The sequence below is a fragment of the Natrinema halophilum genome, assembly GCF_013402815.2.
GTDB classification, from domain to species: Archaea; Halobacteriota; Halobacteria; order Halobacteriales; family Natrialbaceae; genus Natrinema; species Natrinema halophilum.
This window is the reverse complement of record NZ_CP084880.1, coordinates 378,790-394,135: the sequence shown is the minus strand read 5'-3', so window position 1 is coordinate 394,135 and position 15,346 is coordinate 378,790. Positions and strand designations below refer to the sequence as shown.

The following is a 15,346-nucleotide window of genomic DNA, read 5'->3' as shown; positions in this document are numbered from 1 at the left end:
AAATATCCCAAATCTATTTAAACATCAATATCTAGGATATTCGCAATGCTGCAGAATAGAAATTCAGTTCTTAATAGTGAACTAGATCGTAAAATTAGTCACTGTGCACAAACACTACGAGAACGGGCACCAGCGGTAGACAAGGAAGCAACAATCCCATCAGAGAACTTTGAGTTGCTTGGTCAGAATGATATGTTAATTCTTTCGGCTCCCGAAAATTGTGGCGGATATGACATAGGATTCGGTGGAAATGGAAGGAAAGAGAAAGTCGAAATTCTCGAACGAATAGCCTCAGCATGTTCAAATACAGCTCAGTGCCTTAATACCCACCTGTCGGCACTGGGAACAATTAGCCTTCTAGGGGATGAAAAACAGATAGAAAGATTTGCTAATGAAATAATTGAACGAAACACTATATTTTCCTATTATGGAAGTGAACCTGATCAAGAATTTGACACAGAGGAAGGAGATCGTATAAAATACGACACCATTGTGGAACGTAACGGTGATGAATGGATCATTGATGGAGAAAAATTTTTTGCGACCAACTCCTTGTATGCTGACTATCACTTGGTGTTTGCGATGGAAGAAGATGCAACAGATATGTCCGATTTGCGGGTTGCAATTGTTCCTGACGATGCTGATGGAATTGCCATCCATGACTCATGGGACGGAATGGGACAACGAGCGACGGCTTCCGGGAGGGTCGAATTTAATAGTGTCCGAATCCCTGATGACAACGTAATTGGTGAACCAGGTGCACTAATCGAATCGGGGATTGGAGGATTCGGCTTTCAACTTGATTTCGCTGCACATTTCGTTGGCATCGCCGATGGTGCACTTCGCTTCACGAAGCGATGGTTGGATGAAGAGGCAAAACCTCCATCTGACCTTGATAGTCTTTCGGAAGATCCCCATGTTCAACTTCGTATCGGTGATATGGACATTCAAGTGAACGCTGCTCGTGAGTTAGTTCGTGAAGCTGCTCGACAACTTGACGCAGCTGAATCAGAAAAAGAGATGAAGACTGCCGGAACAGCTGTTTACAGATCGAAAGTGTTTGCATCAGAAGTTGTTGTTGATATTTCAAGTAGACTGTTCCAGATCACAGGTGCGCGGTCGACAAGCAAAATGTATAATTCAGATAGGTTTTGGCGAGACGGACGTACCCTCGTCCTTCACGATATTATAGATAAACAGAAAACAAAAGTTGCTCGTGATGTACTTGGCCTCGAGAGTCCGACAATGAGTACGCGTTAGCCTTCTTATAAACAAGTGCTTTTGTTAGCAATAATTGTTATATATTTAGCAGTAGTGTTGGGATAATTCTCTGACTCGTTTTGAATATATAGACGCACTCTTCTGTAAGATATTGTAGGACAGGACACAACAGTAGCCAGAAGTCCCAGCAGGCAAGGATGGCGCGGACGCGCCACCCGACGAACGATGTTTCCAATCTAGACATTCGTCTCGAAGCGTCGGACCGCGAATCTGCTGGCATACATTCACTGGCATGACGGCACCTATTGCCCGCGTTGCCGGGGCGTATCGGTGATTCGGTACGGCAGCTTTCGAGTGTTCCAGCGATTCCGCTGTAAGAATTACGACCGAACATTCAACGACCAGACAGGCAATGTTTTCGAACACTCAGTACCTCACAAAGCCGGTTAGTTAGAACGTCTGCTTGCTGAAGATGTGTCCAAGCACCAGCAGCAAGCAGACAGTGAAATCCACGAAGACCAACTCCTTAACTTCCTCGTCAAGTCGATTGACGAGAAAGTTTCTCTGAACCTCACCAATAACGCTGAAATCGATGCAGAGGACATCTACGAGGTCCTCGTCGGCGCAACCGCCGACGGGACCTCGATCTCGACGCTATGCAACCCCAGTGAAGACTCGCCATCGGCGAACACGAACTTCTACCACCTTCGGGTGAAATTTGAGCCGTTCCGGCTCGAACGAGTCGCTAACACGCTTCTTCGACGAGACATCGTCGAATTGCTCCCCGAGCAGGTGGAAGTCTGCGCATACCTCCACCTGCGGCCCTTCTACGGTGACGAAGACAACACAGACGCTCTCTACCACTCGGAAGCGAAGCGTGGAACCACTTCGTTCCACGCCTACGCCACACTCTACGTGCGTGTGAAGAATAAACGCTACACGCTGGCGTTGCGCCGTCTCGAAGACGGCGACACCGCCAGCAGCGTCCTTGCTGAGTCCCTCGGTGTTCTCAACGGCCTTGACACCGAGGTCAAGGCCGTCTACCTTGATCGCGGATTCTACGACAGCAAGTGTCTCACGCTGCTACAGGCCCACAACTACGCCTACGTTGCTCCGATCATCCGGTGGGATGAAGCGATTAAACAGGAACTCTCGGAAGGGTGGAGTCGCATCATTCAACACGACCTGACAGGGAACTCGACGGCCACAGATGGACCGTCGAGTTTCCCGTCTACATCGACTGTGTCTACCAGCGAGGACGATATGACGAGCACGGCATGGCGCGTCACGGCTACGCCGCTGACGCGCCGTTCATCGAGACACCACGCGACGCTCGATACCACTACAGCAAACGCTTCGGTATCGAGTCGAGCTATCGCTTGTCCGAGCAAGCGATAGCGACGACAACGACGCGTGACGCGACGATCAGACTGCTGTACGTCGTAGTGAGTCTGCTGCTACAGAACGTTTGGCGGTATCTGCACTACGAATACGTGGCGACGCCCCGCCGAGGCGGGCGTCGCCTCTGGTGGTGGCCATACAAGGAGTTCGTCAACATGATTCGCCGGGCTGCGTGGACGGCCCTTGCGGTGCCTCGGGCCGTCCCCGCAAACCGGCCACCTGACGACCGATTCCATCGGTAGTCACTGACCGGGGACGCCACCTTATGAGTGGCTACGTTGCCGCGTCGGCGGCTGACTGCCGCCGACAGCGACAGCTCCGTCTTCGATTAGCGTTGTTCAACCGCTATCGACGACACATGACGACAGAACAGGCGACTCAGGTCAGGCTAACTGGCGATGTTTTGTGAGGTACTGACACTCAGCCGTCAAACTCAGCAAGTGGTATCTCGCCATCTACACCTCCACCCGCTCATCACCAGTCTTCGCCAGCCAGACGTTGAAATTGATGTGTCCTACAAGTCGGTGTACCGGCGCGTTCAGCGCTTTCTGCGAGCGCTGGATGCGCCGGCCATAACTAAAAGTCCGGTCGATATCGACGGACTGTACGTGAAAGCAGGTCTCAAAAAACGCGAGCGAGACGCCTTATCGAACTCACATGGCCTGTTCACGCGGGAGAAGGATCGTACGAGGAGGCAGGCCACCCGTGTTCATTCTGGCTGATCGCGGCACCAGCGATCGATAAGTGCTACCGTCGAAAACCATCGACTAATCGACAAAAGACTCCTGCTTGCTGACCGTAAAGGGGAGTTGCCAACTATCTATACCGATGCTTTCGAAATTGTGAACCGCTCGAGGAGGAAGACACATTCGACCGTCCATACGTCGTCCACGGTGATGATGAATACGTCAATGAGATACTCATGTCAATACCTGCGAGAGCCACAGATCGCTGGTGCGATCCCGGCTCTCGCCCCACTGAGATATCTTCAAAGACAAATACACGCCATATCTCCGAGCGTTCCAACTTCGCCGTCTCATCTACAAAACCAGGGAAAGAGGCGTTGGAAACCACCTCGGGGACTGTATTACGACTCACCAACAATCTACGCCACAAGAGCGTTCCTTATAGTCCGATCCTCTTCACACCAACCGAATTCGCCGCAGAATACCTATCCCCTTTACTTGTACGCACACTTACTATAGACCTCACCTTGAATCGAGAAGAACACAGTTTATGGACTTGAATTTGCCGGCGTCCACGTTGTCCTCGACGGTCTCATGTGGACCGTCCGGTTTTCTGTATGCATCGACTGTATCTGCCTAAATTTACAGTTACATTTCTGTTATAAATTGCAGTGATACAATTATAGAATATATGGAGTTGTGCTATCATTGTCCCATAACCATGCCGCCATTTCCGGTGAAATTAATAACTAATGTTTTGGTATTAAAGATCAATGTGAATGCGGACATGAGAAGATATATGTACTATCATGAACGATCCCATATTGAGAATGATGTGTGACCATAGCAAACATACCATTCAATTTTCGCCTAAACAACAAAGGATGACAATGGCAAAAGATTTGATTTGCTACAGTTTGAGTGGTGGGATATATGTCTGTTAGTACTGAAATATTACGAGTGCTCATCAACGGTCTTACTAATGGTATGATGTTATTTTTAATTTCTGCTGGTCTAACTCTTATTTTTGGAGTATTAAATGTTATTAATATTGCGCACGGATCTTTCTATATGTTTGGAGCGTACACGGCATACTTAATGATGTCAAGTGAAATTACCTTAATTCAGTATGGTGGCTTTTGGATAGCCTTAATCATCTCTGGCGTTGTCGTTGGTATAATTGGTGGTATTGTAGAACGAGGCATAATTAAAAGAATATACGATGAGGACCACATAATGCAATTATTATTGACTTTCTCATTAGTAATTGTGTTTGATAATTTTATCAATATAGTTTTTGGTAGTGAGTTTAAATCAGTCACAATGCCTTCACTCCTCCAATTCCAAATCAATGTTCTAGATGTCGTCGTACCAGTGTATAACCTATTCTTAGTTGGAATCGGAGTCATAATAGCATGCATCTTAACTGCATTATTCCGGTACACCCAGTACGGTAAATCCATCCGAGCTGCCGCTCAAGATCGGGAAATGGCGGCCGCACTCGGAGTGAATATACCTCTGATATATACTAGTATATTTGTACTAGGGAGCGTACTCGCTGGGCTTGGTGGTGCGCTCTCAGCACCATACTCAACGATTCATCCAACTATGGGTGAAGAAATTATCATTGACGCTTTCATTGTCGTTGTGATCGGAGGACTTGGATCGTTCACTGGCGCCATCATTGGATCACTTCTCATTGGATTTTTGAATTCGATTACTTTTGTGGTTATGCCCGAGTTACAGAGTGTGCTTCCCTTTTTGATCATGTCAGTAGTGATATTAATTAGACCTGGTGGACTAATGGGGGTAGAAGAGTGATGGAGATACCTCGTTCAATACTTCGTTCCAGACAAAATACCATCGTTTTAGGGACGATTGTACTATTGGCTCTGTTACCAATGCTGGGATTCGATACCCGTTTCCTCGGGTTAGTAATAGATTCAATGATTTTGGTATTATTCGGGATGGGGTTGAATATTCTATTCGGATACACAGGATTACTATCATTTGGCCATAGCGCGTTTTATGGCATTGCCGCATATGCGTTCGGACTCTCAATAACTAACAGTTATGGACTTATTCCGACAACGCATTCAGTTATACCTGCAATTCTCATTGGTGTGTTTGTCGCGACACTAACTGCGGCAATTGCTGGTGTTGTAATCGTACAGCGAGGAGGTATTTACTTCGCGATGCTAACACTAGCATTGACTATGTTGTTCTACGAACTCGCCAACACATTATCTAATATTACTGGAGGTGATAACGGCCTAATTGTGCCATCGCAAACAATTGACTTGGGTGTTTATTCCTTTAGTTCTGCGGACACCAAAATGTTCTACTATTTGGTCTTAGTAATAGTTGTGTTATCACTATTATTCGCATGGAGGATCGTCAACTCGCCGTATGGAGAACTAATAACTGCGGTACGAGAAAACCCGGAGAGATTGAATTTCATCGGGTTGTCGGCTAAGTTCTACCAATGGACCGCGTTCGTCATAAGCGGTGCTTTTGCGGGTCTTGCTGGATCATTAGCCGCCTTGCGTAATTACGTCGTGTCACCATCGCTGTTAAGTTGGACTACGGCAGCTGATCCGCTTCTCGTCACCCTAATCGGAGGTGCTTATAGTTTCTTAGGACCTGTGATTGGCACCATAGTCTACGTTGGAATCGAAGAGATACTTATCCGATTCACTGACTACTGGCAGATCAGTGTTGGAATCATATTAGCCTTCATTGTACTATTCTTCCCTAACGGAATTCTTGGCGTTTGGGAAAATAGAAGCGATTATGATCTTCAACTATTATTAAAAGAGCAAATAGGGAATAGATACACCCAATTCAAAAAATTATTCAGTGGTGATCAACAATGACTGACAAAATAATCGAACTTGAAAACGTATCGAAGCAGTTTGGAGGAATAGTTGCAATTGATGACGTAACCATCAACTGTGATGATGAGGGTGTTACTGCTCTCATCGGGCCCAACGGTGCAGGGAAGACAACACTATTTAATCTCATAACTGGTAAATTACACCCAACAAGTGGGACTATTGCCTACAAAGGTAAAGATATCACGAACGAAGGTGTCGCTGCACGTGTGAAACAGGGAATTGGTAGGTCCTTCCAACTAAACAATTTATTTGATGATCTTACGGTACGTCAAAACATTAGGGCGTCAATCACTGCAAGAACACGGAACAGGTTCAATTTTTATTCGCCTGTCGGTACCAACGTAGAAATATCCAAAGAAGTCGATGAAATACTTGAATTACTAGATCTCCAAAGGGTAGAAAATATAAGTTGTAACAAACTAGCCTATGGCGATCAACGACGTGTTGAGATCGCCTTATCATTAGGAACTGATCCTGACTTCGTTCTCCTTGACGAACCAACTGCTGGTCTTAACCCAGATGAGACTGAAGAATTTGTAGACCTATTAGAATCAGTTAACGAACAGACTAATAAGTCATTTTTAATTATTGAACATGATATGGATGTTGTGTTCTCCATTGCATCGCGGGTCATCGTGTTGAACGAGGGTGCGATAATTGCAGATGGTTCTCCAAAGTCTATTCAACAAAATGATGATGTCGAGAAAGCGTATCTTGGAACCGAAAACTTTGATGAGATCCGTTCAGATAGTAAAAACGAGAGTAAATTCAATAGTAAGCAGCCTATACTATCATTAGATGATGTCAATTCATTTTATGATGAGAGTCATATTCTTCATAATGTGTCGATGTCGATAAACGAGGGTGAAGTTATCGCGCTACTCGGCCGAAATGGAGCAGGGAAAACAACGATACTTCGAAGCATTATCGGCGTTGTTTCTCCCAGGTCTGGTAGTGTTGTGTTCAACGGTAACGAAATTTCAGGAATGCCCACACATAAGATTGCGAGAACTGGTATAGGTTATGTCCCACAAGAGAGACGTATTTTCCCAAATCTAACTGTCGAAGAAAATATAGAAGTTGCTATAGAACCGGACTCAAATTGGTCGATTAAGAGGCTTTACGATATCTTCCCACGACTTGAAGAACGAAAATATAATGATGGGAAAAATTTGAGTGGGGGAGAACAACAGATGTTATCGATTGCGCGTACCTTAGGAACAGATCCGGATCTGTTATTACTTGATGAGCCCAGTGAAGGACTTGCACCAGTTATTGTGAACAAACTTCAAAAGAATCTTTCGCGACTCATTGAAGAGACAGATATCACATTGATACTCACAGAGCAGAATTCTGAACTCGCGTTCTCGTTAGCCGACCGCATTGCTCTAGTAGACAAAGGACAGATTGTTTGGACAGGTACCCCATATGAACTTGACAATAGTGAGGAATTGATCCAAAAGCATCTTACAGTAGCCAAAGCAGGAAAGAAATAAATTAATTCTCCAATTGTATCTCGCATTATTAGCAATAGTACAACGAGACCGTGACAGTGCAGAATTGCTACAGCATGTCATAGAATACGTCTCACTCCCTTTACCTGACGATTATATAGCTCTCATTTTGCGTAAGAGCCTGTAGTTTAGCCAGTCATAGGTTTTGTCCAAGATTGATGCCGTGAATAATCCCTGTTGAGAACCATTGTACGACATGCTCTTGCTAAGTAAAAAGTATCAGACGCATCCTATGGCAAAACGGTCATGAGTATCTACAGCGACGTTGTGTGACCTGAGCCCAAAGCCATTAAGTTGTATTAGACGGGATTTCAGCCTGTAGCGTTACTCGATACCCGTTAGTGGTAATTCGACGACGCTCTTCTCAACAGGATTTCCGAAACGATGTCATGGCGGCCCTGCGACGGGTTTTCGATCTTCGAAATGACATAAGCGAGCACGCAAAGTTTGTCTGCCAGTATCTCTTCGGGTAGCGAATTGTGATACGAGCTTATCGTTCTGGTGCCTGCTCCTTGATGAAATTTATAGTCTCGTCTATCGAAGTGCCAGGGCCGAAGATCGCTGCGACGCCTTCCTCTTCGAGTTCATTGCAGTCCTCCTCAGGAATGACCCCACCCACGAGAACGAGCGTGTCGTCTCTGGCACTGTACTTGTCGAGTCCGTTCATAATCTTCGGGACCAGCGTGTCGTGGGCCCCGGAGAGAATTGAGATGCCGAGCACGTCAACATCCTCCTGGACCGCTGCCTGAACGATTTCGTCGGGCGACTTGTGCAATCCGGAGTATATGACCTCAAAGCCGGCGTCGCGGAACGCACGCGCAATGACGTGTGCACCGCGGTCGTGACCGTCCAGTCCTACTTTCGCTACCATACATCGGATACTTTGCTGCTTGCTCTCAGTACTCACATAGATATCTTTTACGCAGTTCCGTATAATCCTATCGGAAATCGGAATGTGCATGCGTAAAGTTGATAAATTTACATTAGAATCGAATGTATTTCATAATAGGTCGGCTACCGAAATAGAGGTGACCAATATATTTGATCTATGTGATGCCTCCATAACCGGTTCGTGAAGTGAAAGTCGATGGTATTGTCAGGATCCAGACCGTGTCAGAAGATTTATAGAGGCCGTTCTTCCTGAAACCGATGTATGAAGACCATTCAAGACCGTTTTGACTATTGGTACTACGGCAACTGGATCAAATACTCGATTGTTTTGGGGCTGTCATTCATACTTGTGATTTGAATTGCGAAAATTCCAGCTTCATGAAGCCCATATTGAGGAGGTGCCGCTCAAATAGGACAGCGATTGGTTGTTTGAACATTCTCTAATGGGATGCGAATCGACCAGGCCTTCCAAAACGGTATAATTTGACGTCTCCCACGATTCGACGCCGATCAGATGGGTGTGATGTTCTCCTGGTAGGCACCGTAGTGGTCCTCAAACACCTGCATAATTTCGCCCATCGACGCGTACGCTTTCACTGCGTCGATGATGAACGGCATCACGTTCTCTTTGCGATCAATTGCTTCCGATAGAGCCGCGAGCGTAGCGTCGACTTCCCCGTCGTCGCGCTCATCTTTCACCTCCTTGAGCCGCGTTAGCTGGCGGTCGCGTGTTGTTTCGTCGACTTCGAGGATCTCCGGGGAAGTGTCCTCCTCGATCGTGTGCTCGTTGACACCGACAACGACTTCCTCGCCGCTTTCAACCCGCTGTTGGTACTCATAGCTCGCCTCTCCTATCTCTCGGTGGAAGTAGCCCTGTTCGATGCCCTCGAGGACACCGTCACGAACCGATCCTTCGCCCATTTCCCTGATTTCTTCGATGTAGGCCATGATTTCCTTCTCGAGTTCATTGGTGATCTTCTCAATTGCGAAGCTACCTCCCATCGGATCGACGATGTCAGCCGCACCCGACTCCTCAGAAATGATCTGCTGGGTGCGTAAGGCGACACGGACGGCCTTCTCGCTCGGAAGAGCTAGAGCTTCGTCGAAGCTGTTCGTGTGCAGCGATTGGGTGCCGCCGAAGACGGCAGCCAATGCCTGAATCGTCACTCGGGCGATGTTGTTCAAAGGCTGCTGGGCAGTGAGAGACTGTCCCGCAGTCTGGGTATGAAACTTAAGACGCTTTGATTCGGGGTTCTGGGCACCGTACCAGTCTTCCATTACACGGCCATAGATGCGACGCGACGCGCGGAATTTGGAGATTTCCTCGAAAATAGAGTTGTGACAGTTGAAAAAAAAAGAGAGTAGCGGCGCGAACTCGTCAACGTCGAGTCCTCGGTCGAGACAGTCCTCAACGTAAGCGAAGCCATCGGCGAGCGTGAATGCTGCCTCTTGGACGGCTGTCGAACCAGCCTCCCGGATGTGATAGCCTGATATGGAGACAGGATGAAACTTTGGTGTCTCCTCAGTGGCAAACTCGATTGTGTCAGTTACGACGTCCAACGAAGGATCCGGCGGAATAACCCACTCCCGCTGAGCGATGAATTCCTTGAGCATATCGTTCTGAAGTGTACCGCGTATCTCCTCGCGTGGGACGCCTTGCTGCTCGGCCAAGGCGATATACATCGCGTAGATGACTGGTGCCGACGGGTTGATCGTAAACGACGTAGATACCTTGTCGATTTCGATTCCATCGAAGAGGATCTCCATATCCCGAAGCGTGTCGACAGCGACGCCTTCCTTGCCGACCTCGCCTTCGCTCATTGGATCATCAGAGTCGAGCCCCATCAGCGAAGGCATGTCGAAGGCAGTCGAGAGGCCAGTCTGACCCTTATCTATGAGGTAGTGGAACCGCTCGTTGGTCTCTTCGGCGGTTCCGAACCCCGCAAACTGGCGCATTGTCCACGTCCGTCCCCGGTACATGGTTGGATACGGGCCGCGCGTGTACGGCGGTTCGCCGGGAAAACCGATCTCCTCCTCAAAGTCGATGTCGGCTACATCAGCGGGTGTGTAGAGGCGGTCAACCATGTGATTTGAGACTGTCGCGAAGCGGCCCTTCCGTTCGCCGTGGGATTCGAGAACCGAATCTAGTGACTCCTCTTCCCACCGGTCCCGTTGCTCCTGAATAGCATCGAGCTCGTGGTCGTCGAACATTACTTTGAATATGTGTGGCAGATTCTAAAATGTTGTTATCAGCATCTAGAGCCGAGTGGTCCACCGTCAGTCACTGCTTGTCCGGCACTAATCCTGTCACACCGATGGCGTTTCACACGGAAGGATGGAGAAAGAGACGTCGGCTACCGTCATTTCAATGTTTAATACCATCGCTTGTTTTTTGACAGGTATGAAACATAGATCTGTAGTCTTGAGCAGTGGCAGTCGGCTGCCGCGGTCTAGTCGTTCGACTAACTTGAGTATATGCTAATGAGCCAAGAAGACACTAGTCGACTCGGGGATCTAATCGGCAGACCCGTCGAGACTGTGCGCGATTTCACGGTTGGATCAGAGAAAGTCGCTGAGTTCGCGCGAGTCATCGGCGACACGAGTTCAGTTTACATGGGCGCGGTCGCAGTCGACCGCCAATGTGGTGATGAAACCCCCGCTCCACTTACGTTCACGCGCGCTGGCCTCTTCCCTTAGTACCGGTTTTCGGACCACGGACCATGCGGGTTCGACCTCGGTTCGACCGTCGCTTCGAAATTCATGGTGAGTAGGAATTTGAGTTCGAACGACCAGTCTCAGTACCTCACAAAGCCGGTTAGTTAGAACGTCTGCTTGCTGAAGATGTGTCCAAGCACCAGCAGCAAGCAGACAGTGAAATCCACGAAGACCAGTTCCTTAACTTCCTCGTCAAGTCGGTTGACGAGAAAGTTTCTCTGAACCTCACCAATAACGCTGAAATCGATGTAGAGGACATCTACGAGGTCCTCGTCGGCGCAACCGCCGACGGGACCTCGATCTCGACGCTATGCAACTCCAGTGAAGACTCGCCATCGGCGAACACGACCCTCTACCACCTGCTGACGAATTTCGAGCCGTTCCGGCTCGAACGAGTCGCTAACACGCTCCTACGGCGACATATTGGCGAACTGCTCCCTGAGCAGGTGGAGGTCTGCACAGACCTCCACCTGCGACCCTACTACGGTGACGAAGACGACACAGACGGCCTCTACCACTCCGAGGCGAAGCGCGGAACCACCGCGTTCCACGCTTACGCCAGACTCTACGCACGCGTAACGAACAAACGGTACACGCTGGCGGTGTCGCCGTCTTCGGGTGATCGGGGTTTGGTTTGAATACTCGTTTCGGACGCGTTCGCTCGAGTTGCCGGATTCGAATAGCGTTCCAACGTTGCCAAGATTCAGAAGTGACGCAAACCACTCCGAGACGGCGACACCGCCAGCAGCGTCCTTGCTGAGTTCCTCGGTGTTCTCGACGGCCTTGACCTCGGTGTCAAGGCCGTCTACCTTGATCGCGGATTCTACGACAGCAAGTGTCTCACGCTGCTACAGGCCCACAACTACGCCTACGTTGTCCCGATCATCCGGTGGGATGAGGCGATTCAAGACGAACTCAGCAAAGGCTGGAGTCGCGTGATCGAACACGAACTCGCTGAGCGGGTAACATTCCCTGTGTTCATCGACTGTGTCTACCAGCGAGGACGATATGACGAGCACGGCGTGGCGCGTCACGGCTACGCCGCTGACGCGCCGTTCATCGAGACACCACGCGACGTTCGATACCACTACAGCAAACGCGACGGCGCGGCAGATACGGCGGGCCATGGGAATGCGATCGAGAATCCCGAACTAAGCCGACCATCCTCGTTCGCATCCATCACGTGGCCAGATGGGGAATGCGATAGCCGCCCAGATCCCGCGGCCGTTGAGGAAGGTGACTCAGGACCGACGCTACTAACCGAGGGAATATCATCGACCGATTTCGTCCGGTGCACCCGGGCGAGCGGCGATTTCAATCTGATCCTTTACGACCAGGACTACGCGCGCCGACTAGGAAACCGGAACATCTTCGGACAGGGGATGATCACCGCCTGCTATGCTTCGACGGTACTCTCGAACTGGTTCGGCATCGAGACGGTAACCCAATTTCGGAATCGGTTCACTGCTCGTGTTTGGCCTGGAGATATCCTCACCGTCACGGGAGTCGTTGTAGGCGTCAAATTCCCGTTAGTCGACGTTGCGTTTTCGATCGCTAGGGAGGGCAGTGAGGTCGTCTTGCAGGGTGATGCGCCCGTGGATTTCTCCGGCTGACGGGATCACGCTCATGACCGACTGCGATCAGACGAGGTATGCTCAGGCGGATACTCAACCGTCGGCTTCGGACAGGCCATATTCTCGGTCGATGAGAGTCGAATTCAATGGTCTGACCAAGCCCAGGTCAATGTAATCCAATGGAATCGATCCGATCGCAGTGAGTAAAATATATTTTAAGTTATATTTAAGGTGTCGTATATAGATATGTTACCGTGCAACTCGATAGCATTCGTGTCGTTGATTTGACTCGGCTCCTTCCAGGACCGTATGCGACCCAGTTGCTTTCGGACATGGGAGCAGAAGTGATCAAGATCGAAGATCCGGATTTGGGCGATTATGCGCGATTCATAGAACCGAAGGTGGCCGACGACGTGGGCGCCGTCTTCTCTGCCATCAACCGTGGCAAGAAAAGTGTAACTATCAATCTCAAAGATGAGGGCGGTCTTGAGGCCTTCTACAAGATCGTCGCAGACGCGGATGCCGTGATTGAACAGTTCCGCCCTGGCGTCGCCGCCCGCCTCGGCGTCGACTATGAATCCGTCCGTATCCACAATCCAGACATTGTCTACTGTTCACTGTCCGGATACGGACAGGACGGGAACTACCGGGACCGCGTCGGTCACGATCTAAACTACGCAAGCATGGCGGGGTTGATTGACATGACTCGGGACAGTGAAGGTTCAAAACCCGAGATTCCCGGTTTCCTAATCGGTGACATAGCCGGTGGAACATTCACGGCGCTCAGCATGGTCAGCGCTCTCTTGAGCCGAGAGTTGAATAAGGGCGATAGTAACTACATCGATTTGTCCATTACTGACACACTACTGTCATTTTCGCACGCCGTCGCGCCGCTCGCGCTGAACGGAGATCAACCCCGCCCTGGGCGCACCGAACTGACAGGAAAATTCCCCTGCTACGACGTGTATGAGACAGCTGATGGCAGATATCTCTCGATTGGTGCACTCGAGCCAAAATTTTGGCGGACGCTCTGCGAGGAACTCGGCCAGGAAGAACTGATCGAAAGACATCGAGCGGAGGACGAGGCGACGCGAGTGGCCGTGCGCGAGCGACTCGCGGAGACGTTCCGATCGAAGACCCTCGAAGAATGGAAATCTCGACTCGCCCAGAAGGAGGTCATGTTCGCTCCGGTACAGACAATAAGCGAAGCTGTGACCGACGACCATGTTCGAAGTAGGGGGATCGTACGCGATGCCAACGGATTGATACCACGTATCGGATACCCGGCCAAGGTACGCCATGGGCTCCAGCAGACCGACGAATCAGTTCCTGAGATGGGCGAACACACGGAGGAAGTTCTCGAAGAAGCGGGTATCGACCAAACAGAGTTCGAGGAGTTGCGAAGACAGGATGTGGTGTAACCCGTTGATGAGACATTCGACCACCGTATCCTGCCAGAGAACGTCGGCGACGCGCTGACGACGCGACTACGGTCGGGAAGTTGTCCGGGTCACTATGACGAACGGACTAGTGATCGCTCTCCGTCACGATTTCCCCGTCCTCCCAGACGTAGAACCCTTCGCCTGTCTTCTTGCCGAGTTTTCCCGCCCTTGCCTTTCGTTTTAGGATCTGGGGCGGCTTGTAACGCTCCCCGAGTTCTTCGCGCAGGTATTCCATCACATCCAGGTTGACGTCAATTCCAGTGTGATCAACCGTCTCGATGGGGCCCATTGTGTGGTTGTAGCCAAGTCGCATCGCAGTATCGATGTCCTCTGCGCTTGCGACGCCTTCCTGAAGCATGCGGAGCGCTTCGATACTAAGCATCGCTCCCAGTCGCGATGACGCAAAGCCAGGGAAATCCTCGACAGTGACGGCGGTCTTGCCGGTCGACTCGGCGTACGCCTCACCGACCGAGAGCGTCTCGTCGTACGTCTGTTCGGCGAGGACGACCTCAATGAGCGGCATAATGTGGGGAGGTTTAAAGAAATGGAGTCCAATCATGCGACCCGGTTCGTCAAGCGTGCTCGCGATCTCAGTTACCGAAAGCGAGGATGTGTTAGTTGCGAGAACGGCATCCGCTGGTGCGTGATCATCGACGGTCTCAAACGTCTCCTTCTTGAGGTCCATCCGTTCGGGGATAGCCTCGATCACGAGGTCTGCATCCGCGACCGCTGCCTCTATCGAGGTAGTCCCCGAAAGTCGTTCAAGCGTGGCATCCCGCTCTTTCGTTCCAATTTTTCCGTGCTCAATGCCCCCCTCTAGGTTCGCCTCAATCGCCTCGAGTCCCTCTTGTATGAGGCCTTCGTCGATGTCTCGGACGGTAACCTCGTGTCCCGCCATTGCGCTTACCTGTGCTATTCCGTGTCCCATAGAGCCGACTCCAAGGACGCCGACGGTCATTTTGTCGATCATACAGTTGGTATGATTTTCAACCGAAGATAATATAC

8 protein-coding genes and 5 pseudogenes are annotated in these 15,346 nt (G+C 49.9%); 10 read left to right on the top strand and 3 right to left on the bottom strand.

Annotated elements, in window-relative coordinates; genetic code table 11:
• Positions 1–45: 45 nt before the first annotated feature.
• The 7 genes and pseudogenes from HYG82_RS43650 to HYG82_RS43620 all read left to right on the top strand — a co-directional run bounded on the left by HYG82_RS43650 (position 46) and on the right by HYG82_RS43620 (position 7,701).
• Positions 46–1,260, top strand: coding sequence for an acyl-CoA dehydrogenase family protein (locus HYG82_RS43650; protein ID WP_235218051.1), 1,215 nt, complete (start codon positions 46–48; stop codon positions 1,258–1,260).
• A gap of 231 nt (positions 1,261–1,491) precedes the next feature.
• A pseudogene (locus HYG82_RS43645) lies at positions 1,492–1,650 on the top strand (transposase); the annotation flags it as partial.
• Between the two features lie 45 nt (positions 1,651–1,695).
• A pseudogene (locus tag HYG82_RS43640) lies at positions 1,696–2,864 on the top strand (ISH3 family transposase).
• A gap of 175 nt (positions 2,865–3,039) precedes the next feature.
• Positions 3,040–3,712: pseudogene (locus tag HYG82_RS43635) on the top strand (IS1595 family transposase); the annotation flags it as partial.
• A gap of 529 nt (positions 3,713–4,241) precedes the next feature.
• Positions 4,242–5,129 carry a branched-chain amino acid ABC transporter permease gene (locus HYG82_RS43630; RefSeq protein WP_284145049.1) on the top strand — a complete coding sequence of 296 codons (888 nt, stop codon included), beginning with the start codon at positions 4,242–4,244 and terminating at the stop codon, positions 5,127–5,129.
• Between the two features lie 80 nt (positions 5,130–5,209).
• The gene (locus tag HYG82_RS43625; protein WP_235218050.1) at positions 5,210–6,184 is read left to right on the top strand and encodes a branched-chain amino acid ABC transporter permease; all 975 of its coding nucleotides are present in this window, start codon (positions 5,210–5,212) and stop codon (positions 6,182–6,184) included.
• A complete protein-coding gene (locus HYG82_RS43620) occupies positions 6,181–7,701 on the top strand; it encodes an ATP-binding cassette domain-containing protein (protein ID WP_235218049.1) in 1,521 nt (506 codons plus the stop codon). The genes HYG82_RS43625 and HYG82_RS43620 overlap by 4 nt, the downstream gene beginning before the upstream one ends.
• 508 nt (positions 7,702–8,209) lie before the next feature.
• On the opposite strand, the gene HYG82_RS43615 is transcribed toward HYG82_RS43620, so the two are convergent.
• Both HYG82_RS43615 and HYG82_RS43610 read right to left on the bottom strand, forming a co-directional pair.
• On the bottom strand, positions 8,210–8,590 hold the full coding sequence (locus HYG82_RS43615) for a cobalamin B12-binding domain-containing protein (RefSeq protein WP_425495443.1): 381 nt from the start codon (positions 8,588–8,590) through the stop codon (positions 8,210–8,212).
• A gap of 530 nt (positions 8,591–9,120) precedes the next feature.
• Complete coding sequence (locus tag HYG82_RS43610; RefSeq protein WP_235218047.1) at positions 9,121–10,821, bottom strand: acyl-CoA mutase large subunit family protein; 1,701 nt, start codon at positions 10,819–10,821, stop codon at positions 9,121–9,123.
• A gap of 632 nt (positions 10,822–11,453) precedes the next feature.
• Here HYG82_RS43610 and HYG82_RS43605 point away from each other — a divergent pair.
• From HYG82_RS43605 to HYG82_RS43590, 3 genes and pseudogenes are all read left to right on the top strand, one after another.
• Positions 11,454–11,937, top strand: a pseudogene (locus HYG82_RS43605) (ISH3 family transposase); the annotation flags it as partial.
• A gap of 110 nt (positions 11,938–12,047) precedes the next feature.
• Positions 12,048–12,431 (top strand): annotated as a pseudogene (locus HYG82_RS43600) (ISH3 family transposase); the annotation flags it as partial.
• A gap of 722 nt (positions 12,432–13,153) precedes the next feature.
• Positions 13,154–14,320 carry a CaiB/BaiF CoA transferase family protein gene (locus tag HYG82_RS43590; RefSeq protein WP_235218046.1) on the top strand — a complete coding sequence of 389 codons (1,167 nt, stop codon included), beginning with the start codon at positions 13,154–13,156 and terminating at the stop codon, positions 14,318–14,320.
• A 106-nt stretch (positions 14,321–14,426) separates the two neighbouring features.
• Here HYG82_RS43590 and HYG82_RS43585 read toward each other — a convergent pair whose 3' ends face one another.
• Positions 14,427–15,299 carry a 3-hydroxyacyl-CoA dehydrogenase family protein gene (locus tag HYG82_RS43585; protein ID WP_235218237.1) on the bottom strand — a complete coding sequence of 291 codons (873 nt, stop codon included), beginning with the start codon at positions 15,297–15,299 and terminating at the stop codon, positions 14,427–14,429.
• Between the last annotated feature and the right edge of the window lie 47 nt (positions 15,300–15,346).